Origin of the sequence: Nocardiopsis synnemataformans, from assembly GCF_965343085.1 — a bacterium.
GTDB lineage: Bacteria > Actinomycetota > Actinomycetes > Streptosporangiales > Streptosporangiaceae > Nocardiopsis > Nocardiopsis alborubida.
Window position 1 is genome coordinate 1 of record NZ_CBDRFA010000076.1, and the last position, 26,554, is coordinate 26,554.

Annotated in this window: 37 protein-coding genes; 9 read left to right on the top strand and 28 right to left on the bottom strand. The window is 71.2% G+C overall.

The genetic code is table 11. From position 1 onward, the window contains the following. Nucleotides 1-170 precede the first annotated feature (170 nt). Nucleotides 171-440, bottom strand: a complete 270-nt coding sequence (locus ACSIH6_RS31555; RefSeq protein WP_435112052.1) for a helix-turn-helix domain-containing protein — start codon at nucleotides 438-440, stop codon at nucleotides 171-173. Nucleotides 441-630: 190 nt separating this feature from the next. Here ACSIH6_RS31555 and ACSIH6_RS31560 point away from each other — a divergent pair, with 190 nt between their 5' ends. The 3 genes from ACSIH6_RS31560 to ACSIH6_RS31570 all read left to right on the top strand — a co-directional run bounded on the left by ACSIH6_RS31560 (nucleotide 631) and on the right by ACSIH6_RS31570 (nucleotide 2,692). Continuing rightward, entirely contained in the window at nucleotides 631-900 is a 270-nt protein-coding gene (locus tag ACSIH6_RS31560) for a hypothetical protein (RefSeq protein ID WP_435111997.1), read from the top strand. Further along, nucleotides 897-2,294 carry a winged helix-turn-helix domain-containing protein gene (locus ACSIH6_RS31565; RefSeq protein WP_435111998.1) on the top strand — a complete coding sequence of 466 codons (1,398 nt, stop codon included), beginning with the start codon at nucleotides 897-899 and terminating at the stop codon, nucleotides 2,292-2,294. Before ACSIH6_RS31560 ends, ACSIH6_RS31565 begins: the two co-directional genes overlap by 4 nt. 101 nt (nucleotides 2,295-2,395) lie before the next feature. Continuing rightward, entirely contained in the window at nucleotides 2,396-2,692 is a 297-nt protein-coding gene (locus ACSIH6_RS31570) for a hypothetical protein (protein WP_435111999.1), read from the top strand. 146 nt (nucleotides 2,693-2,838) lie between these two features. On the opposite strand, the gene ACSIH6_RS31575 is transcribed toward ACSIH6_RS31570, so the two are convergent. After that, nucleotides 2,839-3,027, bottom strand: a complete 189-nt coding sequence (locus ACSIH6_RS31575; protein WP_435112000.1) for a DUF397 domain-containing protein — start codon at nucleotides 3,025-3,027, stop codon at nucleotides 2,839-2,841. 8 nt (nucleotides 3,028-3,035) lie between these two features. Then, entirely contained in the window at nucleotides 3,036-3,932 is an 897-nt protein-coding gene (locus tag ACSIH6_RS31580) for a helix-turn-helix domain-containing protein (protein ID WP_435112001.1), read from the bottom strand. Between the two features lie 134 nt (nucleotides 3,933-4,066). Here ACSIH6_RS31580 and ACSIH6_RS31585 point away from each other — a divergent pair, with 134 nt between their 5' ends. The 6 genes from ACSIH6_RS31585 to ACSIH6_RS31610 all read left to right on the top strand — a co-directional run bounded on the left by ACSIH6_RS31585 (nucleotide 4,067) and on the right by ACSIH6_RS31610 (nucleotide 6,126). Beyond that, the gene (locus ACSIH6_RS31585) at nucleotides 4,067-4,258 is read left to right on the top strand and encodes a hypothetical protein (RefSeq protein WP_435112002.1); all 192 of its coding nucleotides are present in this window, start codon (nucleotides 4,067-4,069) and stop codon (nucleotides 4,256-4,258) included. Next, nucleotides 4,255-4,485 (top strand): hypothetical protein, encoded by a 231-nt coding sequence (locus ACSIH6_RS31590; protein ID WP_435112003.1) that lies wholly within the window; start codon nucleotides 4,255-4,257, stop codon nucleotides 4,483-4,485. Before ACSIH6_RS31585 ends, ACSIH6_RS31590 begins: the two co-directional genes overlap by 4 nt. Further along, nucleotides 4,482-4,724, top strand: coding sequence for a hypothetical protein (locus ACSIH6_RS31595; protein WP_435112004.1), 243 nt, complete (start codon nucleotides 4,482-4,484; stop codon nucleotides 4,722-4,724). The genes ACSIH6_RS31590 and ACSIH6_RS31595 overlap by 4 nt, the downstream gene beginning before the upstream one ends. After that, on the top strand, nucleotides 4,693-5,130 hold the full coding sequence (locus ACSIH6_RS31600) for a hypothetical protein (protein ID WP_435112005.1): 438 nt from the start codon (nucleotides 4,693-4,695) through the stop codon (nucleotides 5,128-5,130). Before ACSIH6_RS31595 ends, ACSIH6_RS31600 begins: the two co-directional genes overlap by 32 nt. Then, complete coding sequence (locus ACSIH6_RS31605) at nucleotides 5,127-5,297, top strand: hypothetical protein (RefSeq protein WP_435112006.1); 171 nt, start codon at nucleotides 5,127-5,129, stop codon at nucleotides 5,295-5,297. The genes ACSIH6_RS31600 and ACSIH6_RS31605 overlap by 4 nt, the downstream gene beginning before the upstream one ends. Before the next feature lie 265 nt (nucleotides 5,298-5,562). After that, nucleotides 5,563-6,126, top strand: coding sequence for a hypothetical protein (locus ACSIH6_RS31610; protein WP_435112007.1), 564 nt, complete (start codon nucleotides 5,563-5,565; stop codon nucleotides 6,124-6,126). Between the two features lie 65 nt (nucleotides 6,127-6,191). On the opposite strand, the gene ACSIH6_RS31615 is transcribed toward ACSIH6_RS31610, so the two are convergent. From ACSIH6_RS31615 to ACSIH6_RS31735, 25 genes are all read right to left on the bottom strand, one after another. Beyond that, nucleotides 6,192-6,455 (bottom strand): hypothetical protein, encoded by a 264-nt coding sequence (locus ACSIH6_RS31615; protein WP_435112008.1) that lies wholly within the window; start codon nucleotides 6,453-6,455, stop codon nucleotides 6,192-6,194. Next, the gene (locus tag ACSIH6_RS31620; RefSeq protein WP_435112009.1) at nucleotides 6,452-6,844 is read right to left on the bottom strand and encodes a hypothetical protein; all 393 of its coding nucleotides are present in this window, start codon (nucleotides 6,842-6,844) and stop codon (nucleotides 6,452-6,454) included. Before ACSIH6_RS31620 ends, ACSIH6_RS31615 begins: the two co-directional genes overlap by 4 nt. Then, entirely contained in the window at nucleotides 6,844-7,701 is an 858-nt protein-coding gene (locus ACSIH6_RS31625) for a peptidoglycan recognition protein family protein (RefSeq protein WP_435112010.1), read from the bottom strand. Before ACSIH6_RS31625 ends, ACSIH6_RS31620 begins: the two co-directional genes overlap by 1 nt. Before the next feature lie 33 nt (nucleotides 7,702-7,734). Next, nucleotides 7,735-8,097 carry a hypothetical protein gene (locus ACSIH6_RS31630; protein WP_435112011.1) on the bottom strand — a complete coding sequence of 121 codons (363 nt, stop codon included), beginning with the start codon at nucleotides 8,095-8,097 and terminating at the stop codon, nucleotides 7,735-7,737. Beyond that, the gene (locus ACSIH6_RS31635; protein ID WP_435112012.1) at nucleotides 8,094-8,504 is read right to left on the bottom strand and encodes a hypothetical protein; all 411 of its coding nucleotides are present in this window, start codon (nucleotides 8,502-8,504) and stop codon (nucleotides 8,094-8,096) included. Before ACSIH6_RS31635 ends, ACSIH6_RS31630 begins: the two co-directional genes overlap by 4 nt. Nucleotides 8,505-8,517: 13 nt before the next feature. Then, nucleotides 8,518-9,435: a peptidoglycan-binding domain-containing protein gene (locus tag ACSIH6_RS31640; RefSeq protein WP_435112013.1), complete on the bottom strand. Its 918-nt coding sequence runs from the start codon at nucleotides 9,433-9,435 to the stop codon at nucleotides 8,518-8,520. Continuing rightward, a complete protein-coding gene (locus tag ACSIH6_RS31645; protein WP_435112014.1) occupies nucleotides 9,432-10,193 on the bottom strand; it encodes a hypothetical protein in 762 nt (253 codons plus the stop codon). The genes ACSIH6_RS31640 and ACSIH6_RS31645 overlap by 4 nt, the downstream gene beginning before the upstream one ends. A gap of 29 nt (nucleotides 10,194-10,222) precedes the next feature. Next, nucleotides 10,223-11,194 carry a hypothetical protein gene (locus tag ACSIH6_RS31650; protein ID WP_435112015.1) on the bottom strand — a complete coding sequence of 324 codons (972 nt, stop codon included), beginning with the start codon at nucleotides 11,192-11,194 and terminating at the stop codon, nucleotides 10,223-10,225. A gap of 2 nt (nucleotides 11,195-11,196) precedes the next feature. Further along, nucleotides 11,197-12,369 carry a siphovirus ReqiPepy6 Gp37-like family protein gene (locus ACSIH6_RS31655; RefSeq protein ID WP_435112016.1) on the bottom strand — a complete coding sequence of 391 codons (1,173 nt, stop codon included), beginning with the start codon at nucleotides 12,367-12,369 and terminating at the stop codon, nucleotides 11,197-11,199. Beyond that, nucleotides 12,366-13,328, bottom strand: a complete 963-nt coding sequence (locus tag ACSIH6_RS31660) for a phage distal tail protein (protein WP_435112017.1) — start codon at nucleotides 13,326-13,328, stop codon at nucleotides 12,366-12,368. The genes ACSIH6_RS31655 and ACSIH6_RS31660 overlap by 4 nt, the downstream gene beginning before the upstream one ends. Nucleotides 13,329-13,339: 11 nt before the next feature. Further along, entirely contained in the window at nucleotides 13,340-17,167 is a 3,828-nt protein-coding gene (locus tag ACSIH6_RS31665) for a phage tail protein (protein WP_435112018.1), read from the bottom strand. A 17-nt stretch (nucleotides 17,168-17,184) separates the two neighbouring features. Further along, the gene (locus ACSIH6_RS31670; protein ID WP_435112019.1) at nucleotides 17,185-17,541 is read right to left on the bottom strand and encodes a hypothetical protein; all 357 of its coding nucleotides are present in this window, start codon (nucleotides 17,539-17,541) and stop codon (nucleotides 17,185-17,187) included. Between the two features lie 38 nt (nucleotides 17,542-17,579). After that, nucleotides 17,580-17,960 (bottom strand): hypothetical protein, encoded by a 381-nt coding sequence (locus ACSIH6_RS31675; RefSeq protein ID WP_435112020.1) that lies wholly within the window; start codon nucleotides 17,958-17,960, stop codon nucleotides 17,580-17,582. 99 nt (nucleotides 17,961-18,059) lie between these two features. Then, the gene (locus ACSIH6_RS31680; protein ID WP_435112021.1) at nucleotides 18,060-18,629 is read right to left on the bottom strand and encodes a phage tail tube protein; all 570 of its coding nucleotides are present in this window, start codon (nucleotides 18,627-18,629) and stop codon (nucleotides 18,060-18,062) included. A gap of 38 nt (nucleotides 18,630-18,667) precedes the next feature. After that, entirely contained in the window at nucleotides 18,668-19,093 is a 426-nt protein-coding gene (locus tag ACSIH6_RS31685) for a hypothetical protein (RefSeq protein ID WP_435112022.1), read from the bottom strand. Then, nucleotides 19,090-19,365 carry a hypothetical protein gene (locus ACSIH6_RS31690; RefSeq protein WP_435112023.1) on the bottom strand — a complete coding sequence of 92 codons (276 nt, stop codon included), beginning with the start codon at nucleotides 19,363-19,365 and terminating at the stop codon, nucleotides 19,090-19,092. The genes ACSIH6_RS31685 and ACSIH6_RS31690 overlap by 4 nt, the downstream gene beginning before the upstream one ends. Before the next feature lie 12 nt (nucleotides 19,366-19,377). Beyond that, nucleotides 19,378-19,752 (bottom strand): hypothetical protein, encoded by a 375-nt coding sequence (locus ACSIH6_RS31695; protein ID WP_435112024.1) that lies wholly within the window; start codon nucleotides 19,750-19,752, stop codon nucleotides 19,378-19,380. Then, on the bottom strand, nucleotides 19,749-20,297 hold the full coding sequence (locus ACSIH6_RS31700; protein ID WP_435112025.1) for a head-tail connector protein: 549 nt from the start codon (nucleotides 20,295-20,297) through the stop codon (nucleotides 19,749-19,751). The genes ACSIH6_RS31695 and ACSIH6_RS31700 overlap by 4 nt, the downstream gene beginning before the upstream one ends. After that, on the bottom strand, nucleotides 20,269-20,601 hold the full coding sequence (locus ACSIH6_RS31705) for a hypothetical protein (RefSeq protein WP_435112026.1): 333 nt from the start codon (nucleotides 20,599-20,601) through the stop codon (nucleotides 20,269-20,271). Before ACSIH6_RS31705 ends, ACSIH6_RS31700 begins: the two co-directional genes overlap by 29 nt. 10 nt (nucleotides 20,602-20,611) lie before the next feature. Further along, nucleotides 20,612-21,937, bottom strand: coding sequence for a phage major capsid protein (locus ACSIH6_RS31710; RefSeq protein ID WP_435112027.1), 1,326 nt, complete (start codon nucleotides 21,935-21,937; stop codon nucleotides 20,612-20,614). Then, nucleotides 21,934-22,716, bottom strand: a complete 783-nt coding sequence (locus tag ACSIH6_RS31715) for an HK97 family phage prohead protease (protein WP_435112028.1) — start codon at nucleotides 22,714-22,716, stop codon at nucleotides 21,934-21,936. Before ACSIH6_RS31715 ends, ACSIH6_RS31710 begins: the two co-directional genes overlap by 4 nt. Nucleotides 22,717-22,725: 9 nt before the next feature. Beyond that, a complete protein-coding gene (locus ACSIH6_RS31720; protein WP_435112029.1) occupies nucleotides 22,726-23,325 on the bottom strand; it encodes a hypothetical protein in 600 nt (199 codons plus the stop codon). 53 nt (nucleotides 23,326-23,378) lie between these two features. After that, nucleotides 23,379-24,623 (bottom strand): phage portal protein, encoded by a 1,245-nt coding sequence (locus ACSIH6_RS31725; protein WP_435112030.1) that lies wholly within the window; start codon nucleotides 24,621-24,623, stop codon nucleotides 23,379-23,381. Between the two features lies 1 nt (nucleotide 24,624). Next, nucleotides 24,625-24,819, bottom strand: a complete 195-nt coding sequence (locus ACSIH6_RS31730; RefSeq protein WP_435112031.1) for a hypothetical protein — start codon at nucleotides 24,817-24,819, stop codon at nucleotides 24,625-24,627. A gap of 17 nt (nucleotides 24,820-24,836) precedes the next feature. Further along, on the bottom strand, nucleotides 24,837-26,552 hold the full coding sequence (locus ACSIH6_RS31735; RefSeq protein ID WP_435112032.1) for a terminase large subunit: 1,716 nt from the start codon (nucleotides 26,550-26,552) through the stop codon (nucleotides 24,837-24,839). Between the last annotated feature and the right edge of the window lie 2 nt (nucleotides 26,553-26,554).

A 26,554-nucleotide genomic window follows, 5' to 3' on the forward strand; every position in this document is an offset into this window, starting at 1 on the left:
TGACCTGCGGAGGATCGGGGATTTGAACCCCGGAAGGGGTTGCCCCCTAACCGCATTAGCAGTCTTGTAAGCGTTCTGATTGGCGGTGATTGGCCAACGTTGGCGACGGACGTTTTCCCAGCTAGAACCGGGTATTCGACCGTTGGCTGACGTTGGCCAGAACCGACAACTTACGAACCCATTGGCCTCACAATGGCCTCACAACCGGCCAATGAATCCCCAGATCGCAGGCGGTCCACGAATGCGTCCAAGCACACCAGCGGCACCCGCCGAGAGCGCCCGATCTTCACCGACTCCAGAGCTCCGTTCTGGATGAGCGCGTTGACGGTCGTGCGTCCTATGCCGAGCACGTCGGCCGCTTCCGCGGTAGTGAGCAGACGTCGCTCTGGCAAGCGGTCTCTTGCAGGAGAAGCGCTCTCCGCCCGGGCGGCCTCGCGCACCGAGTCCAAGAGCAACCGGACGAACTCCTCAGCGGCCTTTACGGCCTGGCCCTCGCGCGCCAACGCGCCTCCGAACCATCACGATCGCCCGCATCTGGGTGATCTCTCCCAACAAGCAGAACGGCCCCGCCCGGTGCTTCACCACCGGCCAGGGCCTTGAACAACCACCTGACCTACCAGGAGTTGAACCGTGCCTACCGTACCGCGCCCCGAGCGCCCCGCTCAGCCGACCGAGGCGGACACCCTCCGCGCCCTCCTCGATGCCGTCGCCAACCTCCTCGACGTCCCCGTCATCTCCGTCATCTCCGGCGCCTCGATCGCCGACCGGCACCGCGCCGTCAATGACCGGGCCATCATCGCCAAGGTCGCCATCCGCGCCACGTTCACCTACATGGACCCGGCCGTCGCCGTCGAGTGGATGCGCGAGGAGCTGGCGCGGCTCGAAGGCGGTGCCCTGTGACTGCCCCCGTCGAGCGCATCCGCGCCGCCGTCGAGGTCGCCCAGGACATCCAGGGCATCTCCGGGCGGGAGCTGCTGGAGGACCCGACCACCACGCCGGACCCGGCGGTCGCCGGACTGCGGGGCCGTCTCCAGCGCCGCCGCCAGCGGGCCACCCTCCGACACCGGCACCGTGCGGCCCGCCGCCGGGAGCGCGCTGTCGACTTCGACGCGGAGATGGTCGACCGCGGGAAGCGTGCGCTTCGGGCCCGCCAGGTCGCCACGTCCCCGGCCCGCCGGGCGGCGAACCTCCAGCGGCTCCAGACCGCCGTCGTGATCGTGGCGCTCCCCGTGATCATCGCCCTGGGGTCCGCTTCCACGAGCGCGGTCCACGCCTTCATGGTCACCTACGCTGCCGCGTCCGCCGCGGTCGCCTGGGCGGTGGAGCCCGGGATCATCACCCTCGTCTCCGGCATCATCATCGTCCGGGCCCTCATGCGCATCAACGGCGCCACCCCACCCGGCACGCTCGCGTGGATCGAGCGGGGCGCGCTCGCCTCCTCGGTGGTGATGTGCGCGGTCGGCTCCGGCCCCGGCGCGATCGTCGCCCCGGTCGGTGTCGCCGTCGTCGCCCTGGCTGTGGAGCGCATCATCACCGGCATCGCTGCGGCGGACCTCGGCGGCGCGGAGATGGCGCTCCTCGATGAGGGCCAGGGCGCGCATGCCGAGGAGGACCACGCTCCGAACGCACCCCGGCCGCGCGTCCCGTTCCCCGCGGTGTGGGTGGCGGTGGACGCGCGGAGGCAGGTGCGCGTCGGTGGCGAGCGCGCGGAAGGCCGCCTCATGCCGGGCACGCGCGCGCTGCTGCCGGTTCGGTGCGCGGCGCGCGAACAGGTCCAGGATGCGCACGCGCGCGGGGATGCGGCGGTGGCGGCGTTGCGCGGGTGGAACGCGGACAGCGCGCGCACGCGCATCACTCCCGCGCGCCCCGACGCGCCTACGCCGCCCCGTGCGCGCACCCCACGCATGCAGGACGACCAGCCCACTCCCGCACCGGCGCGCACGGATGCGCACGCAGACGCACCCCAGGAGGAGAAGGGCACGCGCCCGGCCCCGGTGGATGCGTGGATCGACGCCGAGGCCGCGCGTGGGATGCGCGACATCGAGGCGCACGTGAACCGCGGGGACGACGATGGTCAGGGCGACGCGCGTCCCGAGCCCGAGCCAGACGCGCCGGACGCGCCCACGGGTGCGGTGCGCGCGGCCAAGACGCGCGGCAACGAGTCGAGGGCGCGCATCCTCGCGCACCTTCAAGAGCACCCAGACGCGAAGCCTGCGGAGATCGCTGAGGAGGTGGGCCTGAGCGCATCTCAGGTGCGGCGCCACCTGCGCATACTGACGGGCGAGCAGCCCTGACCGTTGGTAGCGGAAGGCCCCTCTTCGGAGGGGCCTCCTGCGTGCCAGACCTTGCCGTCTCCGTTGCCCCAACCAGACCAGAACGGCGTGACCATGACGGCATGAGCGAAAACGGCGACCTCCGCGAGAACGAGATCCTGTTGGCCGATCTCGAAGACGGCGTCAACTTCTCCTATCCCATGACCAACAGGATGGTCTCGGGCACCATCTTCTCGTTTCGGGAAGACGCCCACAGCTTCCTCAGGGAGACCGTGGAAAAGCTGGTGGAACAGAAGGGAGAGGAAGTCATAGCGGAGGAGAGGCCCGCCCATGGCGGCAGGGCGGTCGCCCTGAAGCCTGCGTGGCATCACCAGCTTGAGCATAGGGTGGATCTGTGCCTCTGTGACGCTATGAACTGAGGCGCCCGTGCGGGTCGGGCGCCCTGTCGCGCTTCTGCGTCCTTCCCCGCTGTCGTCCGGCCGGGGTACACTCGGCGCGGATGAGTACTTAGGTACCCAGAGAGGCCCCGGGGAGGGATACCCCGGGGCCTCTCTGGCGTTCTGGACTACCCGTGGCGGACGACTCCGAGCAGCGCGGACCACTCCGCGCCGGGCAGCAGGAAGTGGCCATCCTGCGGGTTCTGAGAGTCGCGCACGGCCGCGGTGCCGTCGCCCGCGTCGGCGTACTCGACGCAGTTCTGCGGGTTGCTGTAGCTGCTCTTGCGGAAGGCGAGCTCTTCGGTGGATGAGTACATCGGTGTTCCTAGCTGATCAGGGACCGCAGATGCGCGGGCACGCTATCCGGGTCCGTGGCCTTCGACACGAGTCGGTCGAAGATCTTGCGGTACCGGTCGATCTCCGGCTTCTTGTCCAGGTACAGGCCGTCGGTGTCGGTCTCCAGGAAGACCATGGCGGCGGACGGATCGCCGTACTCCATGATGGCGAAAGGCCCACCCATCCCGGGATGAAGCCCAATGCGGTCCGCTTGCAGGAGCTGGATCGTCACGCTGTTGGCGGCCTCCGCGAGGCCTGCGAGGTGCTCGACTTGGCGGCGATGCAGGGCCGTGTCGGTGGCGGCCAGCATCTCCAGGGCCCGCACGTCGATGATGGCCCACACGTCCGGCGGGTCCTCGCGGGTGAGGAGTTGCTGGCGTTGCACCCGGGCCTCGACGACGCGCTCGACGGCGTCCGGGTCTCGAATGAGGGTGGCCTGTGCGACCGCGGCGGCGTATTCGGGGAGCTGGAGCAGGCCCGGGACGAGCTGAGGTTCCCAGAGTCGGAGGCTGGTCGCTCCGGCTTCCAGTGCGGTGTACGCGCCGGTCAGCACGTCGTCGTAACGGTTCCACCATCCGCGCTTCCGGGACTGGCGGGCCAGGTCCAAGATGGCTTCCCGTTCGCGTTTGTCCGTGACTCCGTAGATGTCCAGGAGCGCGCGCACGTCCGTGACGGCTGGGCGCTTCGACCGACCAGTCTCCAGGTTCGAGACTTTCGTCGACGACCATTCGAGCCGATCGGCGGTCTGCTCGATCGTCATGCCCGCATCGAGACGCCTCGCTCGCATTTGTGCTGATAGTTGGCGTCTGGCGACGGGTGGACTGCTCACATCGACCTCCTCGGGAACCGCTGCTGATCGTATCGCCGCTGGGCCAGAACCGGACATTTCGCAACTCCCTATCGCGATGATGCGAAACACCGTATCGCGACGAAGGTCTTGCGAATCGAAAGTTTTAAATACAAGATGGGGGCGTACTCATCCCGCCGCCCATCCAGCGGCATCCCTACCGGAGGTACGCCATGCGCTACCTGCACCCGGCCGTGCTCGCCACAGTCCGCCAGCTCGCCGAGGACCGCATGCCGTGGCGCCGACCGCGCCGCGCCGCCCGAGTCCGCGGCTTCCTCGTTGGCCGCCACCGTCGCGGCCCTTCCATCGACGTCCTGTACCGCGCGCTCGCCGGACTCCGGCAGCTGGAGGTGGTGGCGGCATGACGCGCGTCTGCGACATCCAGGAGCTGGCCGACCTCCCCGCCCTCACCGCCTGGGCAGCGGCGCACGGCACCCGCGTGACCTACCTCGGCCCGACCCTGGAGGGCGAACCGCTGTACGGCGCAACCCGAGGCCCGGTCACCCGCGTCGCCCGGGAGCACTGCCCCGACCCGCACCCCCGGCCGCTCGCCTGGTACTCGCCTCTGGAGCGCCTGGAGCTGGCCCGGTGAGCCCCGGCCTGGAGGACGCCCTCACCGCACTGCTGCGGGGCGAATGGATCCTCACCACCCGATCTACCGACGACGGCGACCAGGTCCTCGTGGCCCACCGCCCGGTCGGATGGGTCGGTCCAGACCCCGACGCGGAGCTGGTCGCTTCCACCCACACCGAGATGCGGGCGCTGCTGGCCCGCAGGTACCACCAGAAGGAGCAACGACGTGACGACCCCCGACGGCATGACCTCCGATGAGAAAGCGATTCTCGCCCTCATCGCCGCAGCCGAGGAAGCAGGCCTGGACGCGGTCGCCGAGATTCCGGACTACGCGCCACCGTCGAGCGTGGACATCCGCGTCGTGCGTGACGGCCGGGTGGCCGCTGCGGTCCGGGCGCGGATGGACGGGCCTGCCTGGCGGGTGGAGGTGCCCGCCCGGCCGCGCGGCGTCCAGGGGCGGCGGGTGTTCACCCGCTACCTCGGCCGGATCGGCGAGACCATCACGGCGGACACGGTGCGGGCGGTCTGCCTGCCGTGGCTGGCCGAGGTTCCCGACACGGGGCTGGAGCCGATGCCGATCCCGCCCCGGGTCCGCGAGGACGTGCCGGAGTGGATGCGCGTCGGCTGGCGGGCGCGCAGCTCCGCGCTGGGCGGTGTCCGATGAGCAGCTGTTCGCACTGTCACACCAAGATCCAGGGGTCGGGGTACCGGCGGAACGGCGTCACCTACTGCGGCTCTGAGTGCAGCAACCAGGACGCGATGGACGTCATCGCGCACCTGATGGGTGCGAACCCCGACCTCCTCAAGGACGCCGCCGACAGCGACGACTAGACCCCCGCGCGTCCGGAGTTCCGTCCCGGGCGCGCGGGCTCCAGACGGCCACCCGCGTGTAGGGGGCGCGCGCGGTGGCCAGCGGGACCGTAGGGGGAAGAAGATGTGCAACTGCGGTCCCGCCTACACGAAAGGGCGCCCCGCCCCTCCCAGTCCGGGAGAGGCGGGGCGCCTGCATGTCGCATGGTGGCCGCATCCGGCCAGCCACCACGCAGACCACCAGCGCGTCCCTACTCTCAGACCACACACCCTGATCGGAGCCACCATGCCTACACGTGCCCTACCCCTCGCCATGTTCGCCACCGTGCTCGCTGCGACCGCCTGCACCGGCCAGCAGGAGGAGCCCGCTATCGACCCGATGCAGGAGATGGAGGAGTACGAGCAGGAGGGCAGCGGAGGAGAGGACACCGGCCAGACCGCGACCGCCGACCTCGGCGACACCGTGGACCTGGGCGACGGGCTCACCATCTCCATGGTCGACCTCCGGCGCGAGATCGCCGAGGACGGATTCAACAGCACCACCGGCGAAGAAGGGGCCTTGCCCTACGTCGCGTGGTCGTGGGAGTTGACCAACAACACCGGGGCCGACCTCCAGCTAGGCGGAACCACGTCCGCCTGCCACGTCGGCGACCCCCTCGCCGAGACGGAACAGCCCCACCTGGGCACGTCGCTGAACCCGCCCGACACGCTCGCCGACGGGCAAACCGCCACGTGGGAAGCAGACTGCTGGATGGACGAGGAAGAAACCGCACTCCAGTACACCCTGGACCTGTACACCCCGGACAGCACGCTGCTGTACACGGTCACGTTCGCCGGGGACGTCCCGTAACCCTGGACATGACGAAGGCGCCCCGCTCCTCCGCGTGGAGGAGCGGGGCGTTCGCGTGGGCGGGTCTACTCGGCTCGGGCCTGACGGCCCTCCCAACGCCGGAGCAGGTACGCCAGCAGCGGGGCACCCACGCCCTGGACCAGGGCGCCGATGGTGACGGCCTCCCCGGTGGACAGGGTGTCGACCATGCCAGTCGCGACGACGAGCATGATCACGGCCGCAGTGCCGCTGATCGTGGTCTGGCCCAGGGTGCGCAGGCCACGCATGAGCGCGTCGCGCCGGGTCTCGGCGGGGCTACCCGGGGTCGGGGTAGGAGCGGCGTGGGTCATCGGAACTTCCCTTCGTCATCGAGGGCGGCCTGGAGAGCGAGCGTCAGCGGCGACCGCTCGGCGGTGAACTCCACCCGGCCGCTGTTGTAGACGGCGCGGACCGACGGCCACACCCCGGTGGCCTCCGCGCCCACGTGCTCCTGGAGAGCGTGCACCGTCACGGACCCGAGCAGACCGTCGACCTTCACGCCCAGGCGGTGCTGGAGGATGCGGGTCGTCATGAACGACCAGACCCCGTCGACGCGCACGCCCAGGCGGTGCTGGAGGAGTTCGATCGTGGCCCGGTCCATCCGGCCGGACGGCCGCCGGGCCGGGACCAGGGCGGCAGCATCGGCCGCCACCGCCAGCTCCGCGCCCGGATCCGGGGTCGGCTGTGGCGTCTTCGCCATCAGCTCTGGACCTTGGTGATCTTGGTGGTCAAGGTCGCGCCGACCAGGGCCCCGGGGTCGACGGCACCGCCACCGCCCGAGGGCTGGCCGTACCGTTCCGCGGTGTAGCGGGCGTGCGCGCGGTGCAGCTGCTCCAGCGCGTCCGGGGTGACCTCGTTGCCGTAGTGGGGCAGGGCCGCGCTGCCGACGTAGTCGCGGCACAGCCGCAGGCCCTCCGCCGTCGCGGGGCCGTAGTCGCTGTCGATCGCGCCGACCGCGTCGCCGAAGCCGCAGTTCTTGATCATGAGCTGGAGCAGCTTTACCCGCGGGCCGCTGTCGCCGAGCTTGAGTCCGAGCATGTCGTCTTCCTCCGTGGTGATGGCCCCGGGGGGCTTGGTGAAGGTGCCGTCCTGGACCAGCGCGTACAGCGGAGATCCGGGGCAGCTAGTCGAGATGAAGTCGCGGTGGCCGAGGACCGTGGCGGCCATGCCGTACTGGTCCATGAGCCAGGCGCGGAGACGGCGCACACCCTCGATCTGGGCAGCGGTCGGGCGTTCGTTGCCGCCGATCATCAGCGACACCGAGTAGTAGTCGCGGTTCCCGGCGGTGGTGCCCTGGGCGGCCTGGTAGCGGCGCACCCCGCGGCCCTCGAAGATGTTGCCCTCGACGTCGACGCCGAAGCTGTACCCGAGGTCGGCCCACCCCTGTCCGAGGTGGCTGGAGCGGACGCCCTTCCAGTACGAGACGCACTCGGCGTGGTTGTCGAGGCTGGTGGCGTCGCCGTTGTAGTGGATGACCAGACCCTTCTTGGGGTCGGCGTAGTCGGCCGGGCTGGTCGCGGACCACCCGAAGTAGGTCCGTGGGTAGTCGATGGCCAAGACGTGCCTCCAGAAATGAGGAGGGCCCCGGCATCAAACCGGGGCCTCGGGTGACGGTGGTAGTGCGGGGGGCGGAGGATCCGTGTCCCCGAGCAGGGACGGGTCTCCTCCCTGGGAGCGGTACAGATCCCGGGTGCGCATGAGCTGCTCGCGGTACCACCAGGCGCGGATGATCGCGCGTTCGGCGGCGTCCTCCGCTGCGGTGACGCGTTCCTCGGCGCGGGCCCGCGCGTTCTCGGCGTCGGCCAGGACGTCGCGCTCGATCGTCCGCGCGCCCATCCGCCAGGCCTGGATGACGCTGATCAGCTTGATGACGCCGAGGATCGCTGACCCCCCGAGGATTCCGCCGATGAGTTCGGCGCCGCCCATGAGGCCCTCCAGGGTCGGTGTGGTCAAGGTCGTGCGCGCTCCATCTCCAGTGCGCCGAGGGCGGACGTGTCGCGCCACCGGATGAGCAGCGGGATCACGAGCGTGGTGAGTAGGGTGGCCAGTCCGATGCGGGTCATCACGTCGGGGGTGGTGATCCACAGGGCGGCGGCGTAGACGAGCAGGCCGCCCATGACGAAGGGCAGCCCCACGAGTTCGCCGGTCCACCGGCGGAAGACGGTCCCGGTCAGGGAGATCACGCTGCCGGTGATGAAGAAGCCGCCCCAGACGTAGGCGACCTGACGTCCGGCGACCTCGATGACGGGCACGGACCCGAAGAAGGTGAAGGCGACCCCGGCGATGAGGATGCCGAGGTGGAAGCCGATCCACAGCGGCCGGTGGCGCCTCCGTCGGTCGATGCGTTCTGAGCTGGTCATAGGCGGTCCAGGTCTAGATGGGCAGGGGTCCGGGGCGGAGCGCCCGCGGAGTGGTGGGAACCGGTGGTGGTGCGGCCGGGCCGATCCATTCGCCGGTGGCGACGGCCAGGTGGGACACCCACATCGGGGCGGGGACGCGACCGAGTGCCAGATCCATCGCGGCCCTGGTCTCCGGGCCGGGCACGCCGTCGACCGGGGACAGCCCGCGCGTGCTCTGGAAGGACTGGACCGCGGACAGGGTCGCGTTGCCGAAGTCGCCGTCGGCGCCCGCGGGCCCGAGGTCGTACCCGAGGTCGAGGAGTTCGAGCTGGAGGTCGCGGACCTCGGTCCCCTGGTCGCCCCAGTAGAGGGTGTTGCGTTTGCGGAGCCGGTAGGCGGTCAGGTCCATCGGTCCGGCCGGTGCCTGGGTGAACACCATCTGGCGGGGCGCGTCGGGCTGGTGGCCGGGGTAGAAGCGGACGGTGGTGGACGTGCCGGTGCACGCCATCTCCACGCGCAGCCACTGGGCCGGGCCGGGAGCGGGGCCGGAGAAGCTCGCCGTGTGTTCGGCGGCGGCCAGGTCGTTGGGCTGGAGGCGGCTGCCGATCTGGGCGCTGGCGTTCTCGTAGGTGACCAGGCCCATCCCCGCCAGCGCCGCCACCCAGCGGCGTTCGCCGGTGCTGTGGGGGATGGACGGGTGCCACAGGTAGAAGCGGATGCTCCAGGGCGCGGCGGGCAGGGTGACCCGTAGCCGCGGGGTGTCGCCCCGGTGGTAGCCCGAGGAGATCCGGATGGCGGGGCGGCCGTGCACGGTGTACGCGTCGTCGTAGACCGCGCGCGGACCGGCGCTGCCCAGGGTGATAGTGCCCAGAGCAGCGGACGCCGCCAGCGTCGCGGCGCTCACCTGCACGCCCGGCTCGCCCGACAGGGTGTTGTCCAGGAGCAGGCTCACCGGATCATCACCTGGACCGTGACGCGAGTGACCTCATCGGCCTCGGTGCCGCGTTCGACCCCGACCGTCAGCCCGGTGTCCGCAGACACGGGCGCGTCCGAGGTGATCCGGGACCTGGCGGTCGTCGGCGTCAAGGTGACCGCTCCGACCGGGGTGTGCACGTCCGTGTCCGGGTCGACGGTGTAGACGGTGACGGTGAGCTGGCCGGAGGCGACGGCGGCCTGGGCGCGGATGGACGTGATGGTCTGGCCGCGGCCTTCGTCGTTCCAGTACACGTGCGGGCTGATGCGGTCCTCGGTGACTTCCTCCCCGCCCCACATCAGCGGGTGCGAGGTGGCCACGACTTCGCCCGGGTCGGGCCCCGTGCCAGCCCCGTCCTCCAGGGCGGTGACCCGGGTGTCCAGGGCGGCGGTCACGGCGGGCCACTCGGTGCTGGCGACGATCCACTTGTGCAGCTCGGGCGGGTCGTCCACGCCGTCGAACTCGTCCTCGGCCTGGCCGAGCAGCAGCTGCTGCACGCTGTCCGGCCCCCGGAAGCGGGGGATGCGGCCGTACCCGTTGGCGGTGATCTCGGTGACCATGGCGCCCTGGTCGTCGAGCAGGTCCGTGATGCGGGCTCCGGTGCCGGTGTCGTAGGCCCACAGTCGGGCGCCGGGCACGAGCACGGCGGCGTACCCGAACATCTCGGGGGTCAGCTCGTGCTGGGCGCCGGGCGCCACGACGAAGTCAGACGGGCTGTTGCCGAACCAGTACCGCACGGCTCACCACCTCCTCTCTGGTTCGCAGGTCAGACGACATAGGTGATCCCGTCCAAGCTCGCCCAGTCAGGGTCGTACTCGGTGAACAGGATGAGCTGACCGGAGGTCGGCGAACTGACCCCGGACTGGAGTTCCAGACGCGAGGTGTTGCCGCGGGTGGAGGCGGTGCCCCCGCGGCGGGACGTCGAGGGGACCGCCCAGCCCTGGGTCTCGGTCACCCGCGCGAAGGCCGGAACCCTGGCGATCACGTCGCCGTTGGGGATGGGCTGGCCTCCGTTACGGCCGATCCGGCCCCGCATGCGGATGATGCCCGGAGCGTCCCAGCGGACCTCGGGCGCGTGCCCGTGCCCGGGGGTGCCGTACCCGGCGGCGAGCACGACGGGAACCCAGTCGGTCGGGTAGGAGGTGTCGGACACCAGCCGCCACACATCGCCCAGGAACACCCGGACTTGGCCGGTGTCGGTCTCGGCGATGAGCATGCCGGGCCACGGGTCGGGGGGTCGGGCCTGGGATGTGCAGGGGATCGCGCCGGTCGGCGTGGTCCACTGGCGCACGGACAGGTCCAGGTCGCCGGGGGCGACGACGGCCGAACCTCCGGCGATGGTGTACCGACCCAGCACCACATCCCACGTCCCGGACGGGTCGCGGGTCGGGGCGGGCCAGGACGACGATCCCGGGGTGCCCTGGATGATGTGCGGGTAGCAGCCCGCGGCGGCGGTGTCCGCGCGGATGACCACCAGGTCCCGGCGCGGCTGGCTCGCGGCGTTGGGCGGGACCGTGATCGGAACCGGTGCGTCGGTGCGGTACCACCAGCCGCCGACCATCGCGTAGCCGGTCCCCAGGGTGAGCTGGCTGCTGGCGTTCGCGGTCAGGGTGAGCTGGGATCCGGCGTCCGGCCCGGACGCCACGGCACCGTCCGGGGCGTGGCGGCGCATCAGCCGGGCGTAGGACGTATCCGCTGTGATGGGGCTGGTGGTGAACACCCCGTATTCCTCGGCCACGGTCACCTCCTGTTCTGGAGCGAGTCGACATCGCGGCGCAGCCGGGCGACGCGCTTGTAGATGGCGGGCTGGTCCTGGGCGTCGCCGATGGACGGCTCGACCCGCGGGCCCGCGTCGGGGGTGCGGGTGTACTTGACCTCGCGGATGATGTCGGCGACGTCGCCGATCTCGGTCTCGGCGACCACGACGTCGCCCAGGGCGTAGTCGCGGCCCCACCGGATCGCGTCGGTGTCGATCGGCTCGAAGGTGACGCTGGCCTTCCCCCCGGCCTCGGCGAACCGCTCGTCCGCGGACTGCTGGGCGGCGGCCGTGGGGTCGACGTAGTTCTCGTCGGCGGGGGAGGCGGCGGGATCGACGTCGCGCCGGTCGATGAACTCCTCACGGACCAGCCCTGGCCAGAGCGGATCGCGCTGGGCGAACCGGTAGAACCGCCTCTGCTGGCCCTCGCCGCCCACGCCGACCACGATGTCGGTGACCTCCGGCGGCGTCAGCGAGTAGCTGTACGACCCGAGCGTGCCGAGGCCGGTGGAGAACCGCACCTCGGCCGACCGGTCGACGGGAACGTAGGGCTCCCAGACCAGGGACGTTCCGCGCTGCACGACCCGGAAGCCCAGGCCGCCCAGCTCGCCGATGCCCCACAGCGCGTCGAGGAGCACATCGAAACGAGTCTGGGACTCCAGCACCGGCCCCCGGCCCAGGGACGCGGGCAAGGACAGGTTGGCCAGGCGCCGCTCCACGCGCGCGGCGGGTCCGGCGTTGACGTCGATCAGCGTGCGCATCACCGTCTCGGCCGGGCCCGAGGTGACGAAGTGCGCGTCGTCCTGGGTGGCCCCGCTGCTCGGGATGTCCTGGGTCGGGCGCGGCCAGCACAGCCGCGCCAGCTCGGCGGTGTCGCTCACCCCGGTCACGGTGATGGTGTCCGTGTCGCCGTCGGCGGAGCGCTCGGTGGGACGGGCCGGGCCGGACATGAGGACCTCGCCGCCTGAGTCCACGAGCAGGATGCCCGCCCCGCCCAGCAGCAGATCCGCCGACGGCGAACCGGCGGGCACGCTGACCTTCCACGCGCCCAGGGCCAGGTGCCGTTCGGTGGCCTCCAGTTCGGTCTCGTCCTCGATCATCCCCGCCAGGGACAGGTCCGCGTTGCGGACCAGCAGCATCCACTCGTCGGTGCTCACGCGGTCAGCTCCCAGGGAGTGAGTTCCAGTTCCAGGCGCGACCCGGGGCCGAGGCCGGTGAGCATGATGTCCACGGTGTTCTCGCCGGGGGCGAGCGGCCACAGCACCGACCCCAGCGCGAGGTCGGCGAACCGGTTCACGCCCAGGCCGTCGCGGACGGTCTTCCTGCGGGGTCGGGTGTCGATGACGATCTGCTCGCCGCCGTCGAGCGCCGAGGAGAACTCCAGCTGCTGGCCGGTGGTCCGGTTGCGCATGGTGGCCGTTCCGGACAGCGGGCCGGTGATCGTCCACACCGGCCAGGACCGGACGGTGCCCGGGTTGCGGATGGTCATGCCCTCACCCACCACGTCCGAGTCCCGGACGCGCAGGGGCAGGATGGGCAGCCACGTCCCGCCGTCGGGCGGGTCCAGCGCCCACCGGTACGTGATGGGGTCGCGCTCCCAGTAGGGCTGGGCGGCCACCAGGGTGAGCCCGTAGGTAGCCCAGTCCATGCCGGTGTCGCCCCCGCCCTCGGGCCCGTCCATGCCGGACACGTACCGGGCCCGGATGCGCCGCCGCTGCCCGGTGTCCTCGGCCAGCTCCAGGACGCCGTCGCCCCCGCCGTCAGCCTCGGTCGGGCTGAACGCGGCGGCCAGGGCCCGGCGCTTGGCCAGCACGGCCGCGCGGGTGGGCGCTTCCAGGTAGATCGGCAGGAAGATCTCCCGGGCCTCCGTGCGGGTGCCCCGGATGACCGTGCCGTCCAGAAGGCTGTCGGACTGGTAGAGCTGGTACGTGGGCATGGCCAACCCGCGCACGCCCTCCAGGACCGCGTACCCCTGCCCGATGTCGGACAGGGGCACAGGCTGCCCGCCAGCGGCCGGGGTCCACGTGACCCGGGGCGGGCCCCCGATGTCCTCCCCCGCCACGATGACGTTCGGCGGGGGAGGCGGCGGGGTGGCGGGCAGGTACACGATCGGCACGACGTACCTCCTTACGGGACCGGGTGCAGGCGTTCCCAGTCGGACAGGGCAGTCACGACCTGGCGGGCGATCCGGCGGCCGTCGCCTCCGGCGATGTGGAACGTGTGGCCCTCGCGGACCCGGTGGCCCTGCCGTTCCAGGACGGAGATCATGCGGTCGATCCGCTCCTGCTGCGCTGCGGTGTAGACCGCCTCGGGGCGGCCGGTGCGGTTCTCCACCAGGGTCCGGCCGGGCTGGAGCCAGCCGCCGGAGTCGTAGAGCACCGACCCCCGACGGTCGTCCTGGGAACCGATCCGCCGGAGCATGCTCGTGCTGAGCATGTCGGAGGTGACCACGCCGCCCTTGGCCATGCCAGCCCAGGCGGGCCGGAAGATCGCCGGGTTCCCTCCGTAGTTGGAGGAGGCGCGGACGTTGTGGCCCTCGTTACCGCCGATGGTGGAGCGGCGGCCGGTGGCGAGGTTGACGTGCCGGGTGCCGTACACCAGGACGTCGCCGGGCTGGCGGCTGCTCACGCGCTGCATGCCGCTGCTGTAGTAGTCGCCGGTCCACGCGGTGCGCTTCGCGCGCTTGAGCGATCCGCTCGCCCCGGCCTGCGCGAACAACCAGCTAACGAACATGGCACACCACTGATCGTGGAGCCCGTACCAGGACGTGATGGCGTTGCGGTTGGACCCCCACGGGTTCTCCGGGAACTGGCCGACCGCCCCGCGGGCGATGGCCAGCACCCGGCCGGGGACACCCTTGGTGTTGCCCACCGGAGCGCCACCGCCACCGCCGAGGGCGTTGCCGTCGAGCCACTCCACGAGCTTGTCGCGGATGCTGCCGACCGCCATGTACGGGATGCCGGGCAGACCGGAGGTGCCGATGGTGGACAGGGCCCGGCGGATGGGCGTCGCGACCACGTTGATCGCGTCCTCCCACGAGCCCGCCCCGGCGAACGCCTGGGCGCCCTTCGTGGCCAGGTCCGTGAGCAGGGACCCGACGTCGGGCAGGCGCACCGAGGAGGTATCGCCTCCGAAGATGCCGCCCTGGGCGAACCCCTGGCTGCTCTGTCCCGCGTAGCGGCGCAGGGCGGACGTGCCGCCTCGCACGCCGATGGCGTTCCACCTCAGCAGCTCACCCCGCAGCGCCGGAACGCGCATGGCCTCACTGATGGCCACGCCCTCACCCTTGCGCATGGGCACGAGCTGGTCATCGCCCTGGCGCCACGTGCTGGTCCCGGGCAGGATGCCACCGCGGGCGAACCCCTTGGGCAGGGACAGGGTCTTGAGGTCGTCGGCCCCCACCAGCCCGGCGACCTTGTTCCACATGGGCACGATGCCCTCGTTGTAGACGCTCTCGACCAGGAACCGGACCGGCGCGCGGGCGGCCTTCTTGATGCCGTCCCACGCTTTGCCGATCGCTTCCTTCCCGGCGTCGAAGGCGTCGCCGACCCTGGCGATCCCCTCGCGCATGGGCGAGAAGATGCGGTCGCGCACGAAGGTCCACGCCGCGTTGATCGCGGCCTGGATTCCAGCCCAGGCGGGCTTGATCACGCGGGTCCACAGCCAGTTGAAGACCGGCCCCAGGGTGCCGCTGATGAAGCCGTTGATCGCTGCGAACGCGGGCTTGATGATGTTGTTCCAGGCCCAGGAGATGACCGTGCCGATGCCCTGGAAGGCGGGCTTGATGACCGTGTTCCACAGCCACATCACGACCGGGACGATGACGTTTTGGATGTAGGCGGTGTAGAGCCGGAACACCGGCAGGATCACCGAGTTGAACACCCAGGTCACCACGTTGCCGATGGCGGTGAACGCCGGTGCCAGGTACTGCTGCCACAGCATGGTCGCCTGCTGGCCCAGCCAGGACGCGGCGGCGCCGATCCCGGCGAACGCGGCATCGACCGCTGTGCGGAACCACGACACCTTGTTGTAGGCGAGCACGGCCGCGCCGATGAGCAGGGCGATACCGGCCACGACCAAGCCGATGGGGTTGGCCGTGAGCGCCGCGTTGAGCAGCCACTGCACGCCGGTCCACGCCACGGTGGCCACGCGGATCATCCGCTGGGCGACCGCCGCGGCGATGGTCGCGACCCGTGCGCGTCCGGCCGCCAGCGCCGAACGAGTCTGGGCGAGCGCGAGCGTGGTCCAGTGCCGGGCGCTGGTGAGCGCCGCTGTGCCCGCGGTGCGCACGGCGGTGGTCGCCGTGGCGATGCCGCCCCGCGCGGCGGTCAGGGCACGCTGGCCCGCTCCGCGCACGGCGTCACCCGCGTACATCGCCCGCAGCCGCAGCGTCTCCCAACCCGAGCGTGCGGAGCTGGCGATGCTGGTCGCCGCGGTCCGGGTCGCCGAGACGGCGGTGTCCATGCCGGTGCGGATCGCTCCGCCGATGGTCCCGGCCCGGCCGGAGAACGCCGAGGCGGCCACGCGGGCGTCGCGGAACCCGCCGATGAGGCGGCCGGTCGCGGTGACCGCGCCGGTCACCCCGCGGCCCACCAGACCGAGGGCGGTGGTGGCCACGCCCAGGCCAGAGACCAGCCCGCCCACGCGGCCCAGCAGCGGGCCTAGCACGATGGACCAGGCCAGCATGGACGCGACCGTGGCCTGCGTCTCCGGCGACATCGAGGTGATGACGCCGGACACGGTGCCCAGCACGGTGGCCAGGTGCGGGAGCATCTCCACGAGCACGGTGGCCACGTCGGTCAGGGCGCCGAAGACGGTGCCCAGCTGCTCCTGGCCCTGAGCCGAGTTGGTCCAGGCCGCGAACCGGGAGGTGAGCGATTCGATGGTGTCGAGGAAGGACTGGCCGTCGCCAGCGGCGGCCCCGAAGATCCCGGCCAGCCCCCTGCTCAGGTTGCCGCTGATGTCCAGGACCTGGCCGATGACGTCGACCGCCCGGTCCAGGGTGCCCGCCATCTGAGCGGCACCCTCCTCCGTCTGGAGGAACGCAGCCGCGCTAGCCAGACCGCCGGACGCCCACTCGCCGAACCGGGCGGTGAGCGGCAGCCCGACCTTGACCAGTGCAGCGATGACCGTCATCAGCGGGGCGACCGCCCCGTGGAAGCTGTCGGCGGTGTCGGCCGTGCCCTGGAAGATGTCGCGCATCTGCCCCTGGAACAGCGGCGTGCCAGCGGCGCGCACCGCCTCGGCGGCTAGGCCGTTGAGGCTGGTGGCCACCGTGCCCATCCCGGTTTCCAGGCCGGGCACGGACCGGGCAGTCAGCGTCTCCAGCTGTGCGCCGAGTCCGCCCAGGAGGTTGTCCTGGACGATGTCGCGCACGGGCTGGAGAGCGGAGCGGATGCCCCGCCAGGAGGTGACGAACTCCCGGCCGCCGTCGGAGAGACCCTCCATCGCCTCGGCGAGCTTCTCGGCATCGCCGTCGGCGACCGCGCTCATGGCGTCGCCCAGCCCGGACACACCCACCGCGAGCACGCCGATAGCGACACCGGCCACGCCCGCGGCGGCGGGCAGGGCCAGGATCGCTCCGGCGGCGGGGGCGAGCGCTCCGGCGACCGCCACCCCGGCCCCGGCGAAGGATCCGACCAGCTTGGCGACGGCGCCCTTCCCGGCGGCGGTCACGGCCGCGCCGAGGGTGCTGTCGATGCCGGATCCGATGGTGCGGCCGATGCGGGTACCGGCGTCGTTGGCGTCCACGGCCAGGGCGCGGGACAACATTTTGCCCAGGCCCGAGGAGCGCATGCGCTCGCCCAGGCCTGAGCCGATGCCGTCGCCGATGGCCCGGCCGGTGGACTTGCCGACCGGCGCGGCCGGGCCCAGCAGCATCGCCTCCAGCATGCGCTTGGTGCCGCGCATGGACGGGATCACCTGGAGGACTGCGTACCCAGCGTTCTCGGACATGGGGAGGTTTCACCTCCTCACGTCGCCGCCCCCTTGGCCTTGTGGCGCTGGAGGCGTTCCTTGTGCCGTTCGGCGTGGGCGGCCAGCCGGTCAGCCAGAGGAGGCCGCTCCGCGCTCCCCGCCTTCTTGTGCTTGGCCGGGTCGTGCGGCGGCCCCGGCCGGTCCGGGGACTCCTGCTCGGCGTGCAACTCCCACAGCCGCGCCAACTGGTTCTCCACCGGGATGAGCGTGCGCTGCCCGGTGGCCTCCCAGATGAGGGCGTCCCCGGGCAGGTACCGCAGCAGCACCGCCACCTTGCGCAGGGTCAGCCGGGTGTCGGGGCGCCACAGGTCCACCAGGTCCACCTGGTAGACGCGCTGGAGGTCGGCCTCCACCGGCCCCGCGTAGTCACGCAGGAGCCGGAAGAGGCGGGCTATTCCCCCGGGGACTCGAAGCCGTAGGTCTGGCCGATCAGCTCGGCGAGTTCGTTGAGGTCCTTGACCTTGGGCTTGAGCTTCGCCTTCATCGACGCCCACTGGTCGGGGCCCAGGATGCCGCGCACGGCCTGGATGACACGGCCGTCCTCGAACGCTTCGGCGACCTCGATGGACCACTCTTCGGCGCTGGGCGGAACGGAGTAGGTCTGGCCGCGCCAGGTGATGACCTTGGCCACGGCCACGTCGCCGGACATGGCCTCGGCGCGCGCGGCGACGACCGCGTGCGGCTGGGCCTCGTCCGGGGTCTGGGGCGGCTTGGCCGGCGCCTTCTTCTTCGGGGCGGCCTTGGTGGTCGGGGTCTTGCGGGGAGCAGCCATTGCGCAGGGTGTCCTTCCAGGTGTGCGCAGGGAAACAGGGTGAGAGACAGGTGGTGGGCGGCGCCCTGCGCGACACCGCCCACCACGATCAGGGGACCGCTACGGGCCGACGGGCGGCACGTAGGCGACGTCGGTCTTGTACTCGTCCCAGAGCTTCTTGTTGCCGTCCGGGTAGACCTGCACGGTCACCGAGTACTGGTTCGGGGTGTTCTCGGCGGTCTCGATTTCGCTGACCTCCCCCAACTCCACGGTGGGGATGTAGCGCCTCTTGACCTTGTCGCCGTCGCGCAGCTCCATGCCCATGCGGATCTTCTTGCGCTGGGGCACGAACACCTCGGACTTGATGACCCCGTCCGCGGACGTGCGCGTGGACTGGCCCGGGTTGATCAGCCCGAAGGTGACTGCGTTGTCCTCCAGCATCACGATGCTCAACGTGCGCTTGTGCTGGCCGTAGGTGGTGCGGACCAAGATCGAGCCCCACGCGAAGTGGTCCTCGCTGGACTCGTCCCTGGTTTCGGTCATGCCGTCGTCGCCGTTGAGCAGACCGGCGGGCAGCCACAGCACGTCCCAGTCCGCGGTCAGGTCGGTCGGCGACGGGGCGGTACGGGTGAAGTCGAAGAAGACATCGGCGTCAAGCCAGAAGTCCACATTTTCCGGGTTCCCAGCCATCGGCTGGACCTCCTTGATGGTGTCGGGTCAGGTGGTGCCTACGCGGCCGGGACGGGCCTGAGCGTGGCGTTGAGCAGCCCCGAACACATCGGGGTCTGGGTGTCGCGGTCGGTCGCCCGCAACAGCGACCCGGCCGGGCGCAGCCCCCGCAGGACGCGGTCGCGGTGGTCGGCGAGCAGGCCCAGGCACAGCCCCGCCAGGTCCCACGCGTCGTCCTCGGTCTCGCCCCAGGCAGTGATCCGGACCAGGTCGCGCACGGCCGCGGGCCAGTGCACGGGGGTGGCCCCGTCGCTGGCGACCAGGACGTAGGGCAGACGCCCCGGGCTCTCCGGGCTGTGGTCGGCCACCCAGCGGCGGGTGCCGACGGTGACGCCCTGGACGAAGGGCTCGGGCCGGTCGGCGAGCAGGCCCCGGAGTGCGTTGGTGACCGCGGCCCGGGAGTCGGGCAGCGTGTAGGCGGTCACGGCGGGCGCACCTCCAGCCCGGCCGCGCGGGCGGCCTTGGTCAGCGACCCGTCGACGGCCTGCTCGTTGGCGCCGGACGCCTCGGCCAGCGCGACCGAGGCGGCCTGCCGGTCGGTGCGGTAGTGGACGACCGTGACCTCTTCCTCGGCTAGGGCGCGCGCGTGCGCGGCGACGCGTTCCGCAGCAGCGTTGACGGCCTTGGCCATGTCCTCGGACCGAAGGATCTTGCGGATTCCCGCCCGGTCCAGGACCACGTGGACACCGCGCGGCATGGGCTTCACCTCCTACTGGGTGAGCACGGGGGCGGTGCGGGTCAGCGCGACCTTGAGGTGGTGGACGGCGCCGGTGAACGGGTCGGGCCACCGCATGGGTTCGCCGTCGATGTAGAGCGTCAGGCCGTTCCACTCGATGCGGTCGCTCGCCTCGATGTCGGCATCCACGCCGGGGCGGGTCTGGAGCCACCACCCGGCGGTCGCCCGGGTGCCGTCGTCCCCGGTCTCCTCGCCCAGGTCCTGAGACCTGCTGGCGATGTTGAGTCCGGTGAGCGGCAGCCGGTCCACCGCGTCGGGTGACCAGTCGGCGATGGGGTTGCCCGCACGGTCGTAGCGGACCCCGGCGCGGACCCGGGTGGCGGACTGGTGGAACAGGAGCTGGGTCATGCCCGGTCACCCCGCAGGGCGTAGCGGGAGACCGCGTCGGCCCAGTCCTGGGTCACGCCCACGGCGGACTGGGTGCCGAACGTCGTCGACTGGCCGTCCACCGACACCGAGGTCACGCCCTTGACGATGTTCCACGCGGCCTCGGCCTGCTCCAGCACCACGGCCTGGACGTCCTCGGGGACGACCTCGTAGCCGTGATCGCACGTGACCTTGACCGACCGGAGCCGGTCCGGCCAGCGTGACCACCGCCGAAGGACGCCCTCCGCTGACCACTCGAAGTCGCCAGCGTCGAGGGCCTGGCCGTCGATCTCCACCGCGGTGACGGCGCGCACTGGGCACGCGGGCAGCAGCAGCGTGGTGCTGCCGTCGCCGTTGAGCCACAGCACGTCGCCGTTCACCGGGGTGAAGGACACCGGGGCGACCGCGCCGAGGAACCGGCGGCTGGCCGCACGCACGCGGGCGACCAGCTTCGGGTCATCGGCTGGCACGCCCAGGACCTCGGCCAGTTCCTCGGGGTCAGCGAGAAGCCCCGCCGGAATCGCCATCGCCGTTGTCCTCCTTCGCGGCGAGGATCTCCTCGCGCTTGCCGAGGATGGTCGACCTCGCCTTGCCGTCGGCCTCGGCGTCCAGGACGCGCACGGCCTCGTCGTAGTCGGCGGTGTCCAGGTAGGCCAGGACCGCGTCGACCCCGTCGGCGGACGGGTCGAACGGGCCCGCGTTGGCGGGCGGTGTGGACCGCTGGGTGGACAGGGTGCGCGGCGTGCGCGGCTCCGGCGGGGTGTACCCGGCGGGTACGTCCTCGGGCCGGTAGCGGATGCCGTCGATGGTGACCATCTTGTGCTGGGGCATGGGGCTCTCCTTACGCTCCGGCGGGCTTGGTGACGACCAGGCGGTTCGGGCGCCACAGGACCTGGGCGGCCCTGAGTTCCGCCCTGACGTAGGTCATGTTGCGCTGGGCGTAGTCCTTGTGCTGGTTGAACGCCATGACGCTCAGGCCCTCACGGTCCAGGAGCGCGACCTGGCGGAAGTCGCCCAGCAGCGGCTCGCCCACGGTCAGGCGCTCGGACGTCACCCGGGGGCGACCCCACAGGGTGCCGGGCCCGGACTGGAACGGGCCCTGGCCGTAGAACCGGCCCTGGCTGTCCTGGAGCAGGTCGATCGCCTCGTCGTCCTCGGGCGAGAGCAGGATCGCGGTGACCGTCCCGCCCAGGCGGGTGACCCTCGTGATGGACTTGCGGATGGCCTTGACCAGCGCCATCACGTCGGCCGGGTTGTTCGGGTCGTACACGAACGTGGTGCCGTCGGCGACGGTGTAGGTCTGCTCCTGCACGCCGGTCGTGTTGAGGATGCCCCGCGGTTCCCCGCTGGCGCCGGTGCCGTTGAGGAGCTTGTCCTCCACCACCGAGTCCAGGCTGTAGCGCAGCTCGTTGTCCATGTAGGACGCGAACGCCGGGGCGTCGGCGAGCAGCTGGTTGGTGACGTCGTAGCCGTCCGCGTAGGTGTACACCTTCGCGTCGGCGAGCTGCGTGCTCATGTCCGACACGGGCTTGAGCGCGGCGGCGTCGGTCGGGCCGGTCGCCTCGGGCACGATCGCCGCGTTGCGGGTGACCCCGGTGATCTGCACGTATTCGAAGTTTCCGCCGGTCTGCCCGCGGCTGATGAGGTCGAGCAGGGTGAGCCGGTCGCGGTCGACCAGGTCGACCATGGGCATGCGGACGTTCTGAACCAGGCCGGTCGCCGAGGTGATGGTGGCCTTGCGTCCGGACGCCCAGTCCTCCATCGTGCCGACCTTGACGCGGCCGATGTTGATCGGCGTGCCGTGTCCGACACCGGACGGGTTGGCCTTCTGGAAGCGCTGGTAGGGCTCGGACTTGACGAAGGACTCGCCGAAGCTGGCGCTCTTGCGAGGCCGGGGCGGGGCCCCACCGCCGCCCTTCGCGCTCGGGGTGCCGGACTCGTCGTCGTCCTCGTCGTCGGGGGCGTCGCCGTCGTCGTCGGCCATGGCCTTGATCTTCGCGGCGGCGTCGTCGGCGGCCTTGATCTTGGCGCGCAGGTCGTCCACCTTGGCGGCGAGCGTGCCCGCCTCGGTGATCTCCTCGTCGGTCAGGTCGCGGGAGGCCGCGGCCTCTCCCAGCTCCTTGGCGCGCTTGAGCGCAGCCGCCAGCTGTGCCTTCAGGTTCATCATGCTCCGTTCAGGGTGGTCATCAGGTGGAGCCGTGCGGCGGCCTGAGCGGACCGGCCGGTCGACTTGGCGGGCGGGGTGTGCGGCTCGCGGGCCGGGTCACCACCGTTGGCCGTCTCCCTGGCGGGCTGGCTGGCGTGCTGCTTGGCGTCGGTGTCGTCTTCGGGGGTCGCGGCATCCAGGACAGAGGTGATGCTGTCGCGGGCCTTGACCAACCGGTCGTAGTTGGTTTGGGACAGGACCCTGCCCGCCTTCATGCCGCGGGTCAGCTCGGCGGCTTTGGCGGCGATCAGGTTCGTCTCCTGGTTGGCGCCGATCAGGCAGGGCCCGACCTCGTGCACCTTGAGCTTGCGCAGCTCGTAGTAGCCGCCCCAGCGGTGGTCCTTGACGTCGACCCAGCCGCCTTCGTCCACGTCGTAGGCGAAGCTGAACTGGGTGACTCGCCTGCCCTTGAGCAGGCGGTGGACCTGGGCGGCGGTGGCGTTCTCCTCCAGGTCCTCGATCTGGGCGGTCACCACCAGGCCCTCATCGGTCTCGGCCGCTTCCACGACGGAGCCGATGTGCGCGAAGGGGTCGGACCACTTGTGCGACCAGATCACCGGCATGGGGTCGCCGGAGGTCTTCCACCGCTCCAGGTCCTCGGCGAACGCGCCGCGGGCGACGACGTCGCCGTAGGAGTCCTCGTTGCCGAAGACGGACACGAGCGCGGTGAACTGGCCGGGCTGTAGGCCCTGGGCTTCGCCGACCGCCTTGACCTTGGCGGGGACGGTCTTGATGTACACGGGTCTCCCTCATCGCGAGTAGGTCAGGTGGCAGTGGCAGCCCGCGGTCTCATCGACCTCACCCGCCGAGTCGCCGGGGTAGCGCAGGCCGTTGGTGAACACGTCGTCGATGTCGACGGTCTCGCCGTTCTGGGCGGCGTGCGTGACGCGCGGGTTGGGGCCGCCGGTGCGCCAGGTCTTGCGGGTCAGCCCGGACGCGCGCGCGGCGTCCGTCCCGCCGAAGCTGAGCACCTCGGCGGCGGCGGTGACCGCGTGCAGGGTGGCCGCCGTGGCGAGCCCGGCGGCGACCACGCCCAGGGCGACGGGCACGTCTTCGGCGGCGGCGGCCTCCTCGACGCGCTCGGTCGTGCCCTGCTCGATGCGGTGGGCGTAGGTCGCGGCGGCGGTACGCAGCCATGCCACCATCACCTCGGCGTCCCAGCCTTCGGAGTCGGGGTTGTACTCGGTGAGCACGTCCCACGCGCCGACCTGGGCGAGCCGGTAGATCCACCCGGTGATCACCTCGGCCAGGGACGCCTCGCGGTCGGCCTGCCCCGCGATCCACAGGGCCGGGCTCGTGGACGGCAGCTCGGCGGCCTGGTCCTCAGCGCGGGCGACCAGCGCGGCCACGAACGCGTCCCGTTCGGTGTCGGCGTCGGCGAGGTCGTCGGGCCGGGCCTTGGTCAGGACCGGCCCCCGCCTTTTGGGGGCGGCGCCGTGTCCCTCGGGCTGGCGAGCCCGCCCACGGTGACGTTGAGCGGCACCACCAGCTCGTCGGCGTGCTCGATCGCGGGCAGGTTCGCGCGGGCGCGGCCCTCGCTCCGGAGCATCCACGGGGCGCCGATGGCGCTGGACAGGACGCGGGCCTGCTCCTCGAAGGACAGCCGCATCTTCGCCTCGACGTTGGCCTCGACGTACAGTGCCCGGCCGTCGGCCAGGTCCGGGGTCAGCATGACGTTGAGGACCTGCTCCCACAGGGTGATGAACGGGCCCAGCGAGTCCCGGTAGAGCATCTGCCTGTACTGCTCGACGTTGCTGTTGGTGCCCTCGCGTGCGCCCACCAGCTCCGGGGAGACGTGGTAGGCGCTCGCCACCTCGGCGTCCGTGAGCTTGCGCCCCTCCAGGTCGCCGGTGTCGCGCGGGCTGAAAGCGTCGATCTTCTTAACAGTCATGCCGTCTTCGAGGAGCGGCGTACCGCCCTCCTGCCCACCGCCCCGAGCGAACCGGCGCCAGGAGTTGATGAACCGGGTGCGCGCCTCAGACTTCCATTCCGGGGCGTCGGCCGGACGTTCGAGGACTGCTGGGATACGTGCGCCGTTCTTCCAGATCGACCGTCGGTAGGCGACCGCCTCACGGGCCTCAGCGAGGATGTCCTTCAACGTCTCCATCGGGCTCGTGCCGTTGGCGCCGCGCGAGGAATACCCGGCGTCGTACAGGTACCCGGCCGGGTCGTGGTCCTCGTAGCGGCCATCGGCTGACCAGACGCGGATGGCGGCGACCCGGTCCAGCCCATCAGCCATCAGTCGGAACCGGCGCGCGGGGATGCGGACCAGCTCCATGGAGCCGTCCAGGTGCGGGACCTTCTGCACGCACCACCGGTCGTAGGTCAGGAAGTCCACGAACACGCTGTGCCAGAACCGGGCCGGGGCGACCCGCGGTGCGGGACTGCCCAGCACGGCGGCCAGCGGGTGGTCGGTGACACGCTGCCGGTCGGTGTCGGACACCCGGTCGTACACGTGCAGCGGGATCGTGCTGATCTGCCGAGCGATGAAGTCCACGACCTTGCGCACCGACGGCTGGGTACGCCACACGTGGTGGGACCCGTGGTCGCCGGTCAGGTCGGTGAGCGGCACGCCGGGGTCGACCAGCTCGATGCCGTTCTGGGTGACGTAGTCGCCGAGCTGTCCGAGGGACTCGAAGCTGGGCACGTCACACCACCTGCATCCACAGCAGCGAGCCTCGGGGGATGACCACAGCCCCGTCGATCGGGGTGCGTCGCTCTCCCAGGACGAACGCGCCCTGGTCCAGTTCCACCTCGCGTCGGGTGACCCGGGCCAGAGTCCCGGCGATGGTGCTGCCGTCGGCGAGCTGGGCGTTGATCCGGCGGCCGATGTGCCTGCGCATCTGGGCCTCCTCTCGGGTCAGATGACGAGGACCTCGGCGTTCTCGTCGTCGTAGGCGGAGCGCTTCGGGGGCTCGCGCCGCATCACTTCGGAGAACGCCGTGGTCAACGCGGAGACGGCGTCGATCTTGTCGGCGGCCTTGGACTTGTCGGGCTTGACGTCACCGGCCGGGTTCATCTCCACGGCCAAGTTGTCGACCTGCCAGCGCACGAGCGGGTTGCCGCCGTTGCGCAGCAGCGGCAGGTTCTTCGTGCCCTTCAAGGTCAGGCGCTGGACTTCCTTGAGCGGGGCCGACTGGGACGCGTAGCCCTGGCCGACGCCGATCATGTTCGCGCCGTCCTTGGCCAGGTCGTTGGTCAGGCTGGTCGCGCCCCACCGGTCGAAGCCGATCGCCTGCACGTCGAACGCGACCAGGTCGGCGTTGATGTCGGCGCGGATCACGTCGTAGTCGGCGACGTTGCCCGGGGTGAGGCGGAGCAGCCCCTCCTTGGCCCACACGCTCGCCATCCCGGCCGTGCGCTTGTCCAGCGAGGCCAGGTTCTCCTCGGGGGTCCAGTGCCGCCAGATGACGTCGAACCCGCCGAGGTCATCGGGGAACACCCACGCCAGCGAGCACAGGTCCGACGTCGCTGCCAGGTCCAGGCCGCCGTAGGCTTCGCGTCCGGCCAGCGCCGTCTCGTCCACCTTCCCGGCGCTGCGGTCCCACGCGGCCAGGTCGATGTACTTGAACTCCTGCTTGGTACGGATGCCCAGGTGGAGCCGCTGGAACACCGCCAGATCCACCGGGGAACCCTTGGCCTTGGCGGCCTCGGCCGCGATGTAGGACCGCTGGGGCGAGATGCCGTAGCCCGGGTTCGCCTTCTTCCAGGTGGACTCGACGAACGGGTCATCGGACTCGTCCGCGGCCCACACCACGCCGTAGGTCGTGTAGTCGGTCAGCGCTCCGCGGGCGAGCTGTTCGATCCGCCTGCGCTTGCGGTCGTAGATGGTGTTGCGCTTGCCGGAGTCCGCCGTGGTGATCATGGCGATCAGCGGCTGCGACCGAGAGCCGGTGCCGGTCTCGATGGTCTCGACCAGGTCCGGCGTCTTGTGGACGTGCAGCTCGTCGATCACCCCGCTGTGGAGGTTCGCGCCGTGCTGGGCGTCCGCTGCGCTGGAGACGACCTCGAAGTAGCTGCCCGACTTGGGGTGGGTGATCTTGTCCTTGAGGGGCTTGACGTGCCCCTTCAACCCGGGCGCCTTCTCGGCGAGCTGCCGGATCGGCTTGAAGACGAACCCGGCCTGGCGGATCGTCGTCGCGGCGGCGATGACCTGGGCGCCCTGCTCACCATCCGCGGCGGTCATGTAGATCGCGATCCCGCCGAGGAGCGTGGACTTGCCGTTCTTGCGGGGGATGTCGACGTACAGGGTCCGGATGATCCGCACCCACCGGTCGGCGTCCTCGTCGAAGCGCACCCACCCGAACACCGGGGCCAAGACGTAGGCCACCTGCCACGGGTCCGGCCGGAGCGGCTGACCGGCCAGGTCGCCCTGGGTGTGCCGGAGCACCGCGAACGCGGCCAGGACCCGGTCGACCCGGTCGGGGTCGAACGCGGCCCCGGGCAGGTCGCGGGGTTCCGGGGTCTTGATCTTGGGCGGGCAGTCCGGGAGCGGGATGCCGCGGCTGATCAGGTAGTAGGCAACCTCGGGGCTGAGCTTGAGCTTGCGCAGCGTCGCGGCCGAAGGAAGCTCCACCT